The organism is Amycolatopsis sp. PS_44_ISF1 (assembly GCF_032335455.1).
Classification (GTDB): domain Bacteria; phylum Actinomycetota; class Actinomycetes; order Mycobacteriales; family Pseudonocardiaceae; genus Amycolatopsis.
This window is the reverse complement of the sequence record NZ_JANUXO010000004.1, coordinates 182,490-196,655: the sequence shown is the minus strand read 5'-3', so window position 1 is coordinate 196,655 and position 14,166 is coordinate 182,490. Positions and strand designations below refer to the sequence as shown.

Sequence of the window (14,166 nt, the reverse complement as noted above, 5' to 3'; positions counted from 1 at the left end):
CGTCCGGTCCGGGCGATTCCCCGTTCCGGTGCTGCCGGAAACCCTTTACCGCCGGCCCTTCCGCGCGAGCCGGAGCCGGCCCCGTGTTCGGCCCGGTCGCCGGCGGCCGGACCCGGCGCTGCGTGGTGCCCGCGGGCTCCGGCCCGGAGCCGGAGGTCGCGGGTCAGGCGGGTTCGTGGCCGAGGTCGAGCAGTTCCTCGAAGAACCCGCCGAACCGGCCCTCCCGGTCGACCAGGTGGACTTCGAGGATCCAGTGCAGGACCTGGCCGTTGCGATCGTGCCCGCGCATCGGCCGATCGCTGCCCGGGGCGATGTAGGAGTCGATCCGGTCGCCGTCGATCTTCTCGTGCGGGAACTGGCCGACCAGGTGCCCGGAGTGCGGTCCGCCGAAGGCCCAGCCCGCCTCCTCGGCCAGCCGGGTGACGTGGGCGTACAGCTCGGCGCCGGTGATGTCCGGGTGCGTCTCGAAGTGTTCGCGGCCCGCGTCGAACACCACCGGCAGGTTGTCGCGCAGCCGGTGCTTGGCCGGGTCGTCGCCGAGCACGAAGGTGCGGCCGAAGTCGGCTTCGAACTCCTCGAAGATCGGGCCGAAGTCGACGAACACGATGTCGTCCTCGCCGATCGCCCGGTCCGGCGGGTTCTCGCGGTACGGCTCGAGGGTGTTGACCCCGGCGCGCACGATCCGCTTGTGCCAGTAGCGCTTCACGCCGAACAGCTCCCCGGCGAGGTCGCGGACGGCATCGCTCGCTTCGGCCTCGCGCACGCCCGGCGCGAGCAGCCCGCGCGCCTGCACCTGCGCGAACAGCTCGACCGCCTTGGCCTGCGCGTCCAGCAGCCGCTCGGCGCGGACCGCCTCGTCCTCGATCAGCTCGCTCATGCCTTCGACGGTAGCAAGAGCGCGGGCCTGCCCGATTCGGCGGATATGGGGGCGGTGCACCGGCCGGCCGGCGCACTCCACAGGTTCCGCACGGAACACGACCAGGAAAATCTCAGGTACGGGGTGTGTCCTGGACCGTGGCGGTAGCCGGACACACGACGCTGGAGCGGGACATGAACGAGCAGGAGCCGGGAGCGACCGGCGGGCAGTGGGGACCGCAGGACCACCGGAACCAGGCCGGGCACCCCGGTCAGGAGTGGTCGGCCCAGGGCGCGGCCGGGCTGGGCGGGCAGGGCCCGGGCGGCGAGGCGTACCCGGGCGCGGCCCCGCAGTCCGGCCACCCGTACCAGGCCGGGTACGCGGGGTACCCGGGTGAACCGCAGACCGGCGCCCACTACGCCCATCCGGGGGCGCAGTACCCGGCGTACGGCGCATACCCCGGCACGCAGCAGTTCCCGCAGACGCCGTACCACCGTCCGCAGCGGGCGAACCGGCCCGGGCGCGGAGCGGCGATCGCCGTGGGGGCGGTGGTGCTGGCCGTGGTGGCCGGTCTCGGGGTGGGGCACTTCGTCTGGACGCCGCGCGGGACCTCGGCTTCGGGCAACCAGGACTTCGGCGCGCCGAGCGCGCCGGGCGGGACTTCGAGCACGGCGATCGACCCTTCGGCGATCGCGGGCAAGGTCGACCCGGGCCTGGTGGACGTGAACACCGAGCTGGGCTACCAGGGCGCGGCCGCGGCGGGCACCGGCATCGTGCTGACCGCGGACGGCGAGATCCTGACCAACAACCACGTGGTCGAGGGCGCCACCAGCATCAAGGTGACCGACATCGGCAACGGCCGGACCTACACCGCCTCGGTGCTCGGCTACGACCGCAGCCACGACATCGCGGTGATCAAGCTGGCCGGCGCCTCCGGACTGACCACCGAGCCCCTCGGCGACTCGAACTCGGTGCAGGTCGGCGACGCGGTGGTCGGCATCGGCAACGCCGGTGGCACCGGCGGCACCCCGAGCGCCGCCGCGGGCAAGGTGACGGCGCTGAACCAGTCCATCACCGCCTCGGACGAGTCGAGCAGCTCCTCCGAACAGCTCACCGGCCTGATCCAGGTCGACGCCGACATCCAGTCCGGGGACTCCGGCGGGGCCCTGGTCAACGCGAACGGCCAGGTGATCGGGGTCGACACCGCCGCCTCGGCCGGTTACCGGTTCGACGGCGGCCAGGGCCGCGGCGGACGCGGCCGTCAGGGGCAGGGCGGTCTGGGGCAGGGCGGTCTCGGCCAGGGCCAAGGTGGTCTCGGCCAGGGCCAGGGTGGTCTGGGGCAGGGCGACGGCCAGCAGGGTTCCGGTCAGCAAGGTTCGGGCCAGCAGGGCACCGGCCACCAGGGTTTCGCGATCCCGATCGCCCAAGCGGTCACGCTGGCGCACCAGATCGTCGCGGGCACCGCTTCCGACACCGTCCACATCGGACAGAGCGCCTTCCTCGGCGTGTCGGTCAGCGACGCCGGCACCCAGGGCGGTGTCGGCCAGGGCGGTGTCGGGCAGGGGCAGGGCGGCCTGGGCCAAGGGCAGAGCGGCCAGGGCCAGGGCGCCCAGGTCCAGGACGTGGTGGCCGGCGGCCCCGCGGCCACGGCCGGCCTCACCGCCGGAGACGTGATCACCGCGCTGGACGGCCGGGCGGTGGACTCCGCGACCACGCTCACCACCCTGATGGACACCCACCACCCGGGCGACCGGCTCACGGTGACCGTCACCGGACAGTCCGGCCGGCACGACGTGACGGTGGTCCCGGCCAGCGGCCCGGTCGGCTGAGCGTCCACCCGCCGGCCGTGAGCGCGGTCACCGGTGACGCGGTCACATCCGGACCGGCCGGCTCGTCAATCCCGGGTAGGCGCCAGTTCGACCCAGGGAGTTCACCATGGATGCTCGGCTCAACCTGTTCGGCAACCCGGTCGCGGCCACGGTCGTGAAGGGGCTGATCTCCGCGTCGAAGGGGGTCGTGGACTCGTCCCTGCCCGCCTCGACCCGGGCGCTGGTGGAGATCCGCGCCAGCCAGATCAACGGCTGCGGTTTCTGCACCGACATGCACACCAAGGACGCGGCCCACGCCGGGGAGACCTCGACGCGGCTGAACCTGGTCGCGGCCTGGCGGGAGGCCACGGTGTTCACCGAGGCCGAGCGCGCCGCGCTGGAGCTGGCCGAGGAGGGCACCCGCCTGGCCGACGCGGCCGGCGGCGTCCCGGACCGGGTCTGGGCCGAGGCCGCCCGGCACCACGACGAGGAGCAGCTCGGCGCGCTGGTCTCGCTCATCGCGCTGATCAACGCGTTCAACCGGCTCAACGTCCTCGCGCGGCAGCCGGCGGGGGAGTACCGGGCCGGCCAGTTCGGCTGAGCCCGTGCGCCCGCGACGTCCCGGTGCCCCGGCCCCGGGACGTCGCGGGCCCGGCTGCTCTTCCGCTTCGGCGAATGGTCTGGACATTTGGGTGAATGGTCCAGACAATAGAGGGATCCCGCCGACACCGGAGGCACGCGATGAAGCGTTCCCGACTGTCCGTCCTGCTCGCCGCCCTCGCCGTGGCCCTGGCCGGGGTGGTGGCCGCGCCCGGGGCCGCCGGGGCGGCGGACCGGCCCAGGCACTCGTTGATCGGTTACCTGCACGCGAGCTTCGCCAACGGCTCGGGGTACGTCCGGCTGGCCGATGTGCCCGCGGCGTGGGACGTCATCGACCTGGCGTTCGGTGAGCCGACCTCGCCGACCTCCGGCGACATCCGGTTCACCCGGTGCCCCGCCTCGGAGTGCGCGGGGGTGGAGAGCGACGCCGACTTCATCGCGGCGATCCGCGCGAAGCAGGCACAGGGCAAGAAGGTGCTGATCTCCATCGGCGGCGCGAACGGCCAGGTGCAGCTCACCACCACGGCCGCGCGCGACGCGTTCGTCAGCTCCGTCTCGGCGATCATCGACCGGTACGGCCTCGACGGGCTGGACGTCGACTTCGAAGGCCACTCGCTCACCCTCGACGCCGGCGACACCGACTTCCAGCACCCGACCACCCCCGTGGTGGTCAACCTGATCTCCGCGCTGAAGACCCTGAAATCCCGCTACGGCGCCAAGTTCGTGCTCACCATGGCGCCCGAGACCTTCCTGGTCCAGACCGGGTACCAGTTCTACGGCGGTGGCGGCAACGGCGGCGACACCCGCCGCGGCGCGTTCCTGCCGGTGATCGACGCGCTGCGCGACGCGCTGACCGTGCTGCACGTCCAGGACTACAACTCCGGCCCGATCATGGGCCTGGACCACCAGTACCACACCATGGGCGGCGCCGACTTCCCGATCGCCATGGGGGACATGCTCAAAGCGGGCTTCCCGGTCGGCGACACCGGCAAGACCTTCGCCGGACTGCGCGACGACCAGCTCGCGGTCGGCCTGCCCGCCGCGGTCAGCGCGGGCAACGGCTTCCTCGCCCCGGCCGACGTCCACACCGCGCTGACCTGCCTGACCGGGAACTCCGGCTGCGGCGGCTACACCCTGCGCGGCGGCGCCCAGCCGGGCCTGCGCGGGCTGATGACCTGGTCGGTCAACTGGGACCACTACTACGGCTGGGCGTTCCAGGACGCGCACCGCCCGTTCCTCGACGCGCTGCCCTGAGCCCCGGCCGGGCGATCGCGGTTGGCTTCACTGTGACCTCCTGCGCCTGCCACGGCCTCGACTCGGGGACCTGGATCGGCATCGCCTGCGGTCCCTCGTGGACCGCGCTGCTCCCGCGGTGGCGGAACGCGGGCCGCACCCGTGGCGAACCGGAGCCGGGAGTCCGCGGCCGCGGCCGGGGGTGAGTAGCCTCGTCCCGGAGGCGGACGAGCCGGAACGTGAGGACCTTGATGGAGCTGAACCTCGAAGGCAAGCGGGCGCTGGTCACCGGCGCGTCGAAGGGCATCGGCGCCGCCGTGGCCGAGGTGCTCGCGGCGGAGGGCTGCCACCTGCGCCTCGCCGCGCGCAACGCGGACGCGCTGACCGCGCTGGCCCGCCGGCTCACCGCGGCCCACGGGACCGAAGTGGCCGTGCACGCCGTCGACCTGCGGGTGCCCGCCGACCTGGAACGGCTCGCCGAGGCCGCCGCGGACACCGACATCCTGGTCAACAACGCCGGCGACATCCCGGCGGGCACGCTCGACCAGGTCGGCCCGCAGGCGTGGCGGCACGGCTGGGACCTCAAGGTCTACGGCTACGTCGATCTCACCCGGCTCGTCTACGCGCGGATGCGCGAGCGCGGCCACGGCGTGATCATCAACGACATCGGTGCCTCGGGCGGGCACCCCACCGCCGGCTACATCGCGGGCAGCGCCGGCAACGCCGCGCTGATGGCGTTCACCAAGGCCCCGGGCCCCCCCCCCCCGCGGCGACACCCGCGGGGTGGCCGGCGTCAGCCGGGCCCCGGTTGGACCCCGACCGGATCGCCACGATGGCCGCGGCCAGCGCCGAGGTCGAGGCCCGGCTGGCCGCGCTGCCCTACGGCCGCATGGCCGAACCGCGTGAGGTGGCCGACCTGATCGCCTTCCTGGCCTCCGACCGCGCCGCTTACGTCAACGGCACCGTGGTCACCATCGACGGCGGGATGTTCGCCTCCGGCTGAGCGGCCGCGACCGCCCCGGGGCCGTCGCCGATCGGCTCGGCGAGGGCCCCCGGCCGCGGACCACTGTCTACTGTGGACCCGGATTGCCCGGGTGTTCCGGCCAGTGCACCAGGTTCGGGGGTTCGAGGTGGGCGCGCAGGTGCTTCTCCTCGTCCCGGTCGCGCAGCGGGAAGGCGAAGACCGAGCCGTCCGGCCAGGTCAGCTTGCGGCGGCGGAGGTCGACTTCCGGCGACCGCGGGTCGCTCGACTGCCAGCGGAGCTCGGGCGGAGCGGCCTGGGCCGGCTCGCGCTGGGTCGAACCGGTGTCCACCAGCGCTATCCGCGTGGGCGAGAACGCCAGCCACGGACCGTCCGCCGCGCGGATCCCGTCGAACAGGCCGAGCGCCAGCGCGCCTTCCGGCCCGGTGACGGTGATCCGCCGGCTGAGCGGGCTGCCCAGCTTCCCGCCGCCGCTGCCCGCGCCGTTCGCCAGGTAGAAGCCGTACGCGAAGGCCACGCCGAGGCCCCGCAGGATGTTCCAGAAGAACCGGCGCACGAGCCGCTTCCCCTTCACCGTCCCGTCCACGCGCCGTCCGGGCACCTGGCAGCCCAGGCCGTCCCCGTCCAGGAGCACCACGATGACCGGCTCGTGCCACCGGTCCCGCAGGAGCGCCTCGACCCGCTCCCGGAACCCGGGCCGGACCAGGATCCGGTTCAGCTGTCCAGATCCCGGCGCGTGTCCCGGGGGCTCCGGTCGCCGCCGATCTCGCTCTTGTCGAACCACGGCTCGTCTCCTTCGGGGGTGAGCGCTTCCCGGCCTTCGCCGGCCAGCGCCTTTCCGGCGCCGATCCCGGCCTTGACGCTCGCCCCGGCCACGAACGGGGCGGCCCCGACCGAGGAACCGAACATGGTGGAGAGCATCCGGTTGCTCGGCTGGAAGCCCTGCGCGGCGGCGCCGAGGCCGAACTTGGTCTCCCCGGGCAGCACCCCGACCCGCAGCTTCCGGGTGAACACCTCCACCTTCCCGGCGATCTTGCCCAGGAACTCGAGGAAGGTGTCGAGCAGCTTGCCGAACCGGCCGAGGTAGCGGGTGACCTTCTGGAACACGGCGGCGGCCTTGGCGATCGAAGCGGTCATCGCCGCGGCCACCGTGCCGCCGAAGCTGATCACCGAGGCGGCCAGCGCGGGCAGCCACAGGGTGATCAGCCAGGAGACCAGCTCGGTGATGATCGCCTTGATCACCTCCTCGATGACCACCATGACCATCGACCACATCTGCAGCACCTCGGCCACCGAGCCGGCGGCCGAGCCGACCCCGCGGATGCCCGAGGAGAAGTCGCCGAGGGCCTCCTTCGCCGCGTTCCCGGCTTCGTCGGCCCAGTCGGCCAGCGCGGTGTCGCCGGTCCGCTCGAAGTCCTCGGCCAGCGCGACGAAACTCTGGGCGATGGTGGTGAAGTTCTCCGAAGCCCGGCCGATCGCCGGGCCGTCGCCGCTCACCTGGTGCAGTGCGTCCTGCAGGGGCTGGACCAGTTCCAGCAGCAGGTTCAGCCCGTGGCCGACCAGCCAGCCGATCGGGTCCATGGCGAAGGTGACCATGTCACCGGCCGCGGCGCCGACGAACGACGCCCCGTCGCCGACCAGCGCGGCGCCCGCGGACGCCAGCTCACCCGGGCTGTCGGCTTCGGCGGCCTGCCGGGCGTGCCCGGCGACGGACTTGCCCGCGTCGTACGCGGTGCCGAACACCGGGGCGGCACTGGCCGCGCGGTCGAGGTCGGCGCCCAGGCCCTCGTCGTAGGCCGCCACGTCCAACGTCTCGGCGATGCTCTTCTTCTCGGTCATGCGCCCGGGCTCCCGGCTCCGTCGATCTCCGCCTCGTACCGGCCGAAGGTGATCTTCCCGGCGTCCTCCGCCCCCTGGTACATCCTCGCGGCGGTGGCGAGCTTGCCGGTCAGCGCGTCCACGCCGGTCTTCATCTCCTCCAGCAGCGAGCGCAGGTCGGCGAGATGATCGGTGTAACCCTGCTTGGCGAAGACGCCGACCACCCCCCAGGCCTGGTCGCCCACGTCGGCGTCGTCGATCCTGGCCCCGAACTTCCCGGCCTCCTGCTCGTAGTACGGCAGCTGGCGGGTGTACTCGGTGATCGCGTCGATGTTGGTCTGTATCCCGTCGGGCATCGTGGAACTCCCCCTGGTTCGGCTCGGTCGGCAGCGGCTCGGTCAGCGGCGGAGGAACGAGCCGGCGTCGAAGTAGTCGTCGTCCTCCGGGCGCGCGGCTGGCGGCGCGGCCGGTCCGCCCTGGGACGCGGGCGCTTCCGCGGTGGTTCCGAACGCTTCGGCCTGGGCTTCGCGGACCTGCTCGGAGACGTCGATGCCGAGGGTGTCGCCGAACGCCTCGTCCACGATCCCGGCCTGCTGCCGCACGGCGCCGGCCACGGCCTCGCGCAGGGTGCCCATGATCGTCGCGGACAGCCGCGCCGGGTCGAGGCGCAGGGCTTCCGGGGAGAGCTGGACGTCGGTCACGGTGCCCCCGGCCCCGGCGACCACCGTCACGGTGCCGTCCGGCGCGGTCACGCTGGTGCGGACCCGGGCGATCTGCTCCTGCAGGTCGCCGACCCCGGCCCAGCGGGTCTCGGCCTGGCGCGTCTTCTCCTGGAAGGCGCGGAACTGGGTGATCAGCTGGTCCATCTGAGCGGACATGCGGTCTCCGTTTGCGCGATTCGTGGCCGGGTGTCCAGATCATGGCATATACGCGGGTAGTCCCGTTCGGCTTTCCGCGAACCCGTCCGCCACCGCGCCCGGACCCGTGGATCCCCGCTCATCCCGGCGCCGGGATACCGATCGCCGCACTGCTCCGGTTCGTCACCCTGCCGCACCAGGGCCACGGATCAGTGGCCGAGCCGCCGGCGCAGGAACTCGATGCCCGCCGTGGTCATCGCCGCGCGGGTGCGGTGGCCGTAGCGGTGGCCGGTGTCCGGCAGCCAGGCGAACTCGGCGTCCGCGCCCACCTGCCAGCAGGCCGAGATCAGGGCCTCGCTCTGCGCGATCGGGATGCCGTTGTCGCCGGTGCCGTGCGCGATGAGCATCGGGGCGGCGGACGCGGTCACGTGGGTGAGCGGGCTGGCCGCGGCGGCGAGCGCCGGGTGCTCGGCGGGGGAGGCGCCCAGCAGCCAGGTGCGCGGGTCCTGCCCGGTGCGGTGCCACGGCGAGCCGGGCGTCGGGGGCGGCAGCCGGGCGAAGTCCGAAGGCGGGCTCCACGCCACCGCCGCCTGCACCGCGCTGCTCGGCCCGGTGACGCCGAGATCACCCTCCAGGTCGGGGCGGTCCCCGGTGACCGCGAGCATCACGGCCAGGTACCCGCCGGCGGCGTGGCCCCAGGCGCCGAACCGGCCCGGGTCCAGCGCCAGCGCGCCCGCGTGGTGGCGCAGCCAGCGCACCGCCGCCTTCACGTCGTGCAGCTGCGCCGGGTACACGGCCCCGCGACTGTGTCTGAAGTGGACGGTCGCGACCGCGAAACCGGCTTCCGGCAGGCGTTCACCCAGGTACCGGCCCAGCGGGGCGGGTTCGGCCGAGGCGAACGCACCGCCGGGCACGAACGCGACCACCGGCCAGCCCGGGTCCGGCGGCGCCCCGGCGGGCACGGCGAGGTCCAGCCGCAGCGGCCGGTACCCGGGCCGCGGGGCGACCTCGGCGTCGCGGTACAGCACGACGCCGTCCGCGGTCTCGGGCTCGGGCGGGGCGGTGGGGGGCAGGGCACGGGTCACCGGGTGACTGTCGGGGATCGGCCGCCCGGACCGGTAGCCGTACCAGGAAGCGGGACGGGCCAACGACTTCCCATCATCCGGACCGGGTCCCCGCTCCGGTGACCGACCGGATACGCTCGGCGGCGTGCCCGAGCTCCACTCCTTCGCCGCACCGCGCGCGGCGAACCGGAAGATCAGCTGGGACCTCGTCCGCGCCGGTTGTGTGACGCTGGTGCTGATCTACCACGCGACGTACATGAGCGTGGTCGTCCACCCCGAGCTGGGGCCCCGCGGTTTCACCTTCCCCTTCCAGGTGGGCGCCAGCCTGCTGCTGGTGATCTCCGCCTACTTCGCCTGCGTCACGATCGGGCGCGGGCCGCTGGGCCGGTACTGGTGGGGCCGGGTGGCCCGGCTGCTGCCCCCGTTCCTCGCCGCCGTGGTGGTGATCTACGCCGCGCTGCGGCTGCTCTCACCGGCCGGCTGGTTCCGCCCGGGGGGCCGGGATCTGGTCGGCAACCTGCTGATGCTGTGGAACTGGAAGCCCGCGGACTTCCCGTTCGTCGACGGTTCGCACTGGACGATTCCGTTGCAGCTCATGGCCTTCACCGTCGCGGCGCTGCTGTACCGGAGCCGGTGGGGACACGGCGCGCGGCTGCGCGTGCTGCTGTGGCTGGCGCTGCTGGTGCCGCTCGCGCAGTGGCCACTGCGGGCCGCCGGGCCGCCGGAGTGGTACCGCACCGTGGTCGACGGGCTCGGCTTCCACCGCTGGCACCTGTTCGTGGCCGGGGTCGCGATCCGGCTGTGGAGCACCAAGCGGATCTCCACGGCGCACTTCCTCGCGCTCGAGGTGCTCTGCCTGCTCGCGCACGCGCTGCACAACTCGGTCCGGACGCCGGGCGGGCTGGTGCTGGACCGGGGCTCGACCATCGGCGTCGGCGCCGGTCTCGCGGTGGTGGCACTGGTCGCGGCGGGGCCGGACTGGGACCGCGTGGTCCCGCGGTGGCTGCGGCGGCCGATCCAGTGGTTCGCCGGCATCTCCTACGGGGTGTTCCTGATGCACCAGGCGATCGGTTACCTGGTGCTGCACCGGCTCTCCGCGCTGGGCGCCGGCACCGCCGTGCAGACCGGCGCGATGATCGTCACCGGGGTGCTGCTCGGCTGGGCCCTCACCCGGCTGGTGGAGCGGCCCGCGCACCGTCTCCTGATGGCGGGCTACGACTCGGTGTCCGCCTTCCGCGCGCGGCGCCGCGAGGCCGCGGAGGCGGTCCGCACCGAGGAGCGGCCGAGCGTCGGTGCGTCGGCCGGGGGCCCGCACGGCCGGTAGCCGCGGTGGTCCCGGCCGGTGGGCGAAGACCGGCGGCACCGCCTCGAAGCCGGGCCGCTAGAGCGCGAAAGCGATCGACCGCAGGATCAGCGCCCCGAAGAACACCACGGTGAACGCGAGGTCGATCGCCATCCCGCCCGCCCGCACCGGCGGCAGCACCCGCCGCACCGGCGCGATCACCGGCTCGGTGGTGCGGTGGCTCAACCACCGCACCGGCCCGAGCCAGGCCGGGCCGGTGGTCACCAGCCGGGTCCAGTCCAGCACCATCCGCACCACGAGCACCAGGACGAACAGGGTCAGGACGTACCCGGCCAGCGTTCCGATCAGGCTCATCACCCACACTCCCTCGAAGTCCGTTCTCCCGGTCCAACGCGCGGGCCGTCCCGGAAGTGTCCCGTTTGCCCGGCTTCTCAGCGAGTTTTCAGCCGGTGCGGGCCGCCGCCACCGGCGTCGGTGATCCGCGGCCGGTGGATAACGACCTTCCCGGCCGGCCCGGTGGCGGTTCACCCGGACGGGAGCGCGGTGCACCCGCCGGTGGGCGGGATGGCGTGGAACCCTCTACGGGTCGACCGGAATGGCTCACCGACGAGTCGCACCCACGAAAGGAATCGCGCGCGTGATCAAGACCAGCCTGGGCCGGGACGGTACCGGGGCGAGGAAGGTCACCTTCGTCCTCCCGCAGGACGTCCCGGCCGGACCCGTCAGCGTCGTCGGCGACTTCAACGGCTGGACCCCGGCCGTCACCTGCTGCGCAAGCGCTCCAACGGCACCCGCTCGGCCGCGGTGGAGGTCCGCCCCGGCTCGACGCTGCTCTTCCGCTACCTGGCCGCCGACGGGCAGTGGCTGGACGACCCGGACGTGGCCGAGCGCCGGGGGGACAACTGCGTCTTCGTGGCGCAGTGACCCGGTCGTACTGAATCGGCCGCTGCGAATTGGACACAGTGAATCGGCCGCTGCGAATTGGACACTGTGACCCGGCCGCAGTGAACCGGCCGCAGTGATCCTGGTGGCCCCCGTTCCCGGCGGACGGGGGCCATCGCGGTGCCCCGCCCGGCGCGGACCCGGTTCGCCGGACCGGTAGACTTCCGGCCACGGCGGTGGGGCTCGCCGTTCCGGCTCGTTCCGGGCAACCGCGGGAACCACCGCCAACAGTCCCTACTCGGACCGGGGCTTGCTGTGCCCGAAACGGAGTAGGAGACCACGTGCTCGACCAGTCCGGCCCCGCCGACCCCATCGATCCCGATGTGGACCTGCGCGTCCGCTCCGATCGTCGTGAGCTGCTTTCCGGCCAGGCCCCCGTGCTCGCCGTGATCGCGGTCGGCGGCGGGTTGGGCTCGCTGGCCCGGTACGGCGTCGCCGCCGCCCTGCCGACGCTGCCGGGCCGGTTCCCCTGGGGCACTTTCCTGACCAACGTCTCCGGCTGCTTCCTCATCGGCGTGCTCATGGTCGTCATCACCGAGGTCCGGCCCGCGCACCGGCTGGTGCGGCCGTTCCTGGGCGTCGGCGTCCTCGGCGGCTTCACCACCTTCTCCACCTACGCGGTCGAAACGCGCGGGCTGCTGCAACCGGGGTCGGTCCCGCTGGCGTTCGGCTACCTCGGCGGAACGCTCGTGGCCGCGTTGCTGGCCGTGCTGGCGGGGATGGCGCTCACCCGGGTGGTCGCCGTCCGTCCGGAAAGGACGGTCGAACCGTGACGCCGCTGCTGGTCTTCGCGGGCGCCGTCCTCGGCGCCCCGCTGCGCTACCTCACCGACCGGGCCGTGCAGGCCCGCCACGAAACCGAATTCCCCTGGGGCACCTTCACCGTGAACCTGGTGGGCTGCCTCATCCTCGGCTCACTGGCCGGCGCGGGCTCGGCCCTGCCCTCGGCCGTGCTCACCTTCGCGGGCACCGGCTTCTGCGGCGCGCTGACCACCTACAGCACCTTCAGCTACGAGACCCTCCGCCTGGCCGAGCGCCGAGCCTACTTCGCCGCGGTGATGAACGTGGTGGTCAGCGTCGCCGCCGGCGTCGGCGGCGCGTTGTTCGCCTACACCGCGGTCCACGGACTGGTGGCCGGCTGAGACCGGGGCGCCGGGGCTACCGGCGCACGGCGTACTTCAGGTGTAGCACCCGCTCGCCCGGGATGACCAGGTGCGGACCGTCCAGCCGGTGCTGCCCGCCGATGCCGCCGAAGAACCGCCGCCCCGAGCCGAACACCACCGGCACCACGTCCATCGCCACCTCGTCGACCAGGCCGGCCTCGAGGATCTGGCCGCCCACGTCGCCGGCGTTCACCGCGATGGCCTGCGGCCCGGCCAGCTCCCGGGCCCGGGCGATCGCGGCCTCGACGCCGGTGGCGAAGTGGCAGGAAGCCTCCGGGTGCCAGCCCTCGGGCTTGGGCCGGTGCGAGACCACGACCAGCTGCTCGCCCGCGGGCGGGCGGCCCTCCCAGCCATTGACCTGGTCGAACAGCCGACGCCCCAGCACGATCACGCCGATCGACGCCCACATCGACCGCAGGTAGTCCGCCGAAGCCCGCGAGACCCGGAACGCGGACCCGGTCCCGGAGTGGTCGAAGTCCCCGTCCGCCGGCTCGGACACCGGGACGTCGCCGCTGAAGTACCACTCGTGCAGCGGGCCGACGTCGTCGTTCCGGTCGGCGATGAAGCCGTCCACCGACACCACGCTGTGCATGATCACCGTGCCCACAGGCCCTCCTCGTTGGGTTTCGCCCGCTGATCCTGGACGATCACGGCATCGCCGCGCTTGTACAAAATCACCCGGCGGGGATCGGCACGTCGTCCGGGAAGCCCGCGACGGTACCCGCCCGGCGCCGCAGGGCCAGGTAGCCCGTCGGGGTGTGGCCGGTGAAGTCCTTGAACTCCCGGCTGAAGTGGGCCAGGTCGAAGTAGCCCGTGGAGTGGGCGAGCTCCGACCAGTCGACCGGCTGCCGCGGGTCCACGGACAGGATCGCCTGCGCGAAGCGGTAGATCCGCGCGACCCGTTTCGGCGTGACGCCGACGTGGGCCTTGAACTGCGCGGCCAGGTGGTTGCCGGTCACCCCGGCGAGCTCGGCCAGCGCGGCGACCGGGACCGCGCCGTGGGCGAGCGCCAGCCGCCCGCCGAGGTGCTGGACCAGGTCGAGCCCGGGTGGGGGCGCCTCGGCCAGCCGCGACCGCAGCTCCGCTTCGAGCACCCGCAGCGCCTCGACCGGCGAGGCGGCTTCGCCGACCTGGTTGCGGAGCCGGTCCGCCGACCGTTTCCAGACCTCGTCGAGCGGCACCCACCGGTCGCGCAGCTCGGTCGCCGGCCGCCCGATGAACGGCGAGGTGCCCCAGGGCTTGAAGTGCACCCCGACCAGGTGCAGCCGCGCCGGGCACTCGATCAGGAACGGCCGGGTCCACAGCCCCGTGAACCAGCCGTCGGCGAGCACCTCCGAAGGCACCGAAAGGTCGGAGTCCCGCAAGCGCGCCGGATCGCCGAGCACGAGGAACAAGTGCGCCGAAGGCATCGGCGGCACGGTCAGCCGACGGGCGGACGGGGCTCCGCTCAGGCTGTAGATGTCGTCGATCAGCCGGTCGAGCGGTGGGGCGGGCGCCAGGCCGACGTACCTCATCGCCCCAGTGTGCCCGGGTCACCCGGA

At 73.4% G+C, this 14,166-nt stretch carries 17 protein-coding genes; 8 read left to right on the top strand and 9 right to left on the bottom strand.

Annotated features, from left to right (window positions below; genetic code table 11):
- Positions 1 to 163 precede the first annotated feature (163 nt).
- Positions 164 to 877, bottom strand: coding sequence for a M24 family metallopeptidase (locus NYF13_RS30850; RefSeq protein ID WP_315661457.1), 714 nt, complete (start codon positions 875 to 877; stop codon positions 164 to 166).
- 125 nt (positions 878 to 1,002) lie between these two features.
- Between NYF13_RS30850 and NYF13_RS30845 the strand changes: the two genes are divergently transcribed.
- The 5 genes from NYF13_RS30845 to NYF13_RS30825 all read left to right on the top strand — a co-directional run bounded on the left by NYF13_RS30845 (position 1,003) and on the right by NYF13_RS30825 (position 5,500).
- Positions 1,003 to 2,685, top strand: a complete 1,683-nt coding sequence (locus tag NYF13_RS30845) for a trypsin-like peptidase domain-containing protein (protein ID WP_315661456.1) — start codon at positions 1,003 to 1,005, stop codon at positions 2,683 to 2,685.
- 106 nt (positions 2,686 to 2,791) lie between these two features.
- Positions 2,792 to 3,265 carry a carboxymuconolactone decarboxylase family protein gene (locus NYF13_RS30840; RefSeq protein ID WP_315661455.1) on the top strand — a complete coding sequence of 158 codons (474 nt, stop codon included), beginning with the start codon at positions 2,792 to 2,794 and terminating at the stop codon, positions 3,263 to 3,265.
- Between the two features lie 140 nt (positions 3,266 to 3,405).
- A complete protein-coding gene (locus tag NYF13_RS30835) occupies positions 3,406 to 4,518 on the top strand; it encodes a chitinase (protein ID WP_315661454.1) in 1,113 nt (370 codons plus the stop codon).
- Positions 4,519 to 4,736: 218 nt separating this feature from the next.
- Positions 4,737 to 5,417, top strand: coding sequence for an SDR family NAD(P)-dependent oxidoreductase (locus tag NYF13_RS30830; protein WP_315661453.1), 681 nt, complete (start codon positions 4,737 to 4,739; stop codon positions 5,415 to 5,417).
- Positions 5,387 to 5,500: an SDR family oxidoreductase gene (locus tag NYF13_RS30825; protein WP_315661452.1), complete on the top strand. Its 114-nt coding sequence runs from the start codon at positions 5,387 to 5,389 to the stop codon at positions 5,498 to 5,500. Before NYF13_RS30830 ends, NYF13_RS30825 begins: the two co-directional genes overlap by 31 nt.
- A gap of 67 nt (positions 5,501 to 5,567) precedes the next feature.
- Here NYF13_RS30825 and NYF13_RS30820 read toward each other — a convergent pair whose 3' ends face one another.
- The 5 genes from NYF13_RS30820 to NYF13_RS30800 form a co-directional block, all read right to left on the bottom strand.
- Entirely contained in the window at positions 5,568 to 6,263 is a 696-nt protein-coding gene (locus NYF13_RS30820) for a hypothetical protein (protein WP_315661451.1), read from the bottom strand.
- The gene (locus NYF13_RS30815; protein ID WP_315661450.1) at positions 6,194 to 7,318 is read right to left on the bottom strand and encodes a hypothetical protein; all 1,125 of its coding nucleotides are present in this window, start codon (positions 7,316 to 7,318) and stop codon (positions 6,194 to 6,196) included. The genes NYF13_RS30820 and NYF13_RS30815 overlap by 70 nt, the downstream gene beginning before the upstream one ends.
- Complete coding sequence (locus tag NYF13_RS30810; RefSeq protein ID WP_315661449.1) at positions 7,315 to 7,653, bottom strand: hypothetical protein; 339 nt, start codon at positions 7,651 to 7,653, stop codon at positions 7,315 to 7,317. Before NYF13_RS30810 ends, NYF13_RS30815 begins: the two co-directional genes overlap by 4 nt.
- A 42-nt stretch (positions 7,654 to 7,695) precedes the next feature.
- Positions 7,696 to 8,175, bottom strand: a complete 480-nt coding sequence (locus NYF13_RS30805; protein WP_315661448.1) for a YbaB/EbfC family nucleoid-associated protein — start codon at positions 8,173 to 8,175, stop codon at positions 7,696 to 7,698.
- A gap of 188 nt (positions 8,176 to 8,363) precedes the next feature.
- Complete coding sequence (locus tag NYF13_RS30800; RefSeq protein WP_315661447.1) at positions 8,364 to 9,239, bottom strand: alpha/beta hydrolase; 876 nt, start codon at positions 9,237 to 9,239, stop codon at positions 8,364 to 8,366.
- A gap of 124 nt (positions 9,240 to 9,363) precedes the next feature.
- Here NYF13_RS30800 and NYF13_RS30795 point away from each other — a divergent pair, with 124 nt between their 5' ends.
- Positions 9,364 to 10,542 (top strand): acyltransferase, encoded by a 1,179-nt coding sequence (locus tag NYF13_RS30795; RefSeq protein WP_315661446.1) that lies wholly within the window; start codon positions 9,364 to 9,366, stop codon positions 10,540 to 10,542.
- A gap of 57 nt (positions 10,543 to 10,599) precedes the next feature.
- On the opposite strand, the gene NYF13_RS30790 is transcribed toward NYF13_RS30795, so the two are convergent.
- On the bottom strand, positions 10,600 to 10,875 hold the full coding sequence (locus NYF13_RS30790) for a YggT family protein (RefSeq protein WP_315661445.1): 276 nt from the start codon (positions 10,873 to 10,875) through the stop codon (positions 10,600 to 10,602).
- 869 nt (positions 10,876 to 11,744) lie between these two features.
- On the opposite strand from NYF13_RS30790, the gene crcB (NYF13_RS30785) reads away from it, so the two are divergent.
- Entirely contained in the window at positions 11,745 to 12,236 is a 492-nt protein-coding gene (crcB, locus tag NYF13_RS30785) for a fluoride efflux transporter CrcB (RefSeq protein WP_315661444.1), read from the top strand.
- Complete coding sequence (crcB, locus tag NYF13_RS30780; protein ID WP_315661443.1) at positions 12,233 to 12,604, top strand: fluoride efflux transporter CrcB; 372 nt, start codon at positions 12,233 to 12,235, stop codon at positions 12,602 to 12,604. The genes crcB (NYF13_RS30785) and crcB (NYF13_RS30780) overlap by 4 nt, the downstream gene beginning before the upstream one ends.
- A 16-nt stretch (positions 12,605 to 12,620) precedes the next feature.
- Here the strand turns inward: crcB (NYF13_RS30780) and NYF13_RS30775 are convergent, their stop codons facing one another.
- Both NYF13_RS30775 and NYF13_RS30770 read right to left on the bottom strand, forming a co-directional pair.
- The gene (locus NYF13_RS30775) at positions 12,621 to 13,232 is read right to left on the bottom strand and encodes a dihydrofolate reductase family protein (protein ID WP_315661442.1); all 612 of its coding nucleotides are present in this window, start codon (positions 13,230 to 13,232) and stop codon (positions 12,621 to 12,623) included.
- A 67-nt stretch (positions 13,233 to 13,299) separates the two neighbouring features.
- Positions 13,300 to 14,139 (bottom strand): helix-turn-helix domain-containing protein, encoded by an 840-nt coding sequence (locus NYF13_RS30770; protein WP_315661441.1) that lies wholly within the window; start codon positions 14,137 to 14,139, stop codon positions 13,300 to 13,302.
- Positions 14,140 to 14,166: the final 27 nt, after the last annotated feature.

Bases quoted from the DNA above. Each gene is read 5' to 3' on its own strand.
- NYF13_RS30825 (WP_315661452.1), top strand. From the start codon at position 5,387: ATGGCCGAACCGCGTGAGGTGGCCGACCTGATCGCCTTCCTGGCCTCC.
- NYF13_RS30770 (WP_315661441.1), bottom strand. From the start codon at position 14,139: ATGAGGTACGTCGGCCTGGCGCCCGCCCCACCGCTCGACCGGCTGATC.
- NYF13_RS30805 (WP_315661448.1), bottom strand. From the start codon at position 8,175: ATGTCCGCTCAGATGGACCAGCTGATCACCCAGTTCCGCGCCTTCCAG.
- NYF13_RS30815 (WP_315661450.1), bottom strand. From the start codon at position 7,318: ATGACCGAGAAGAAGAGCATCGCCGAGACGTTGGACGTGGCGGCCTAC.
- NYF13_RS30810 (WP_315661449.1), bottom strand. From the start codon at position 7,653: ATGCCCGACGGGATACAGACCAACATCGACGCGATCACCGAGTACACC.
- NYF13_RS30790 (WP_315661445.1), bottom strand. From the start codon at position 10,875: ATGAGCCTGATCGGAACGCTGGCCGGGTACGTCCTGACCCTGTTCGTC.
- NYF13_RS30850 (WP_315661457.1), bottom strand. From the start codon at position 877: ATGAGCGAGCTGATCGAGGACGAGGCGGTCCGCGCCGAGCGGCTGCTG.
- NYF13_RS30835 (WP_315661454.1), top strand. From the start codon at position 3,406: ATGAAGCGTTCCCGACTGTCCGTCCTGCTCGCCGCCCTCGCCGTGGCC.
- NYF13_RS30840 (WP_315661455.1), top strand. From the start codon at position 2,792: ATGGATGCTCGGCTCAACCTGTTCGGCAACCCGGTCGCGGCCACGGTC.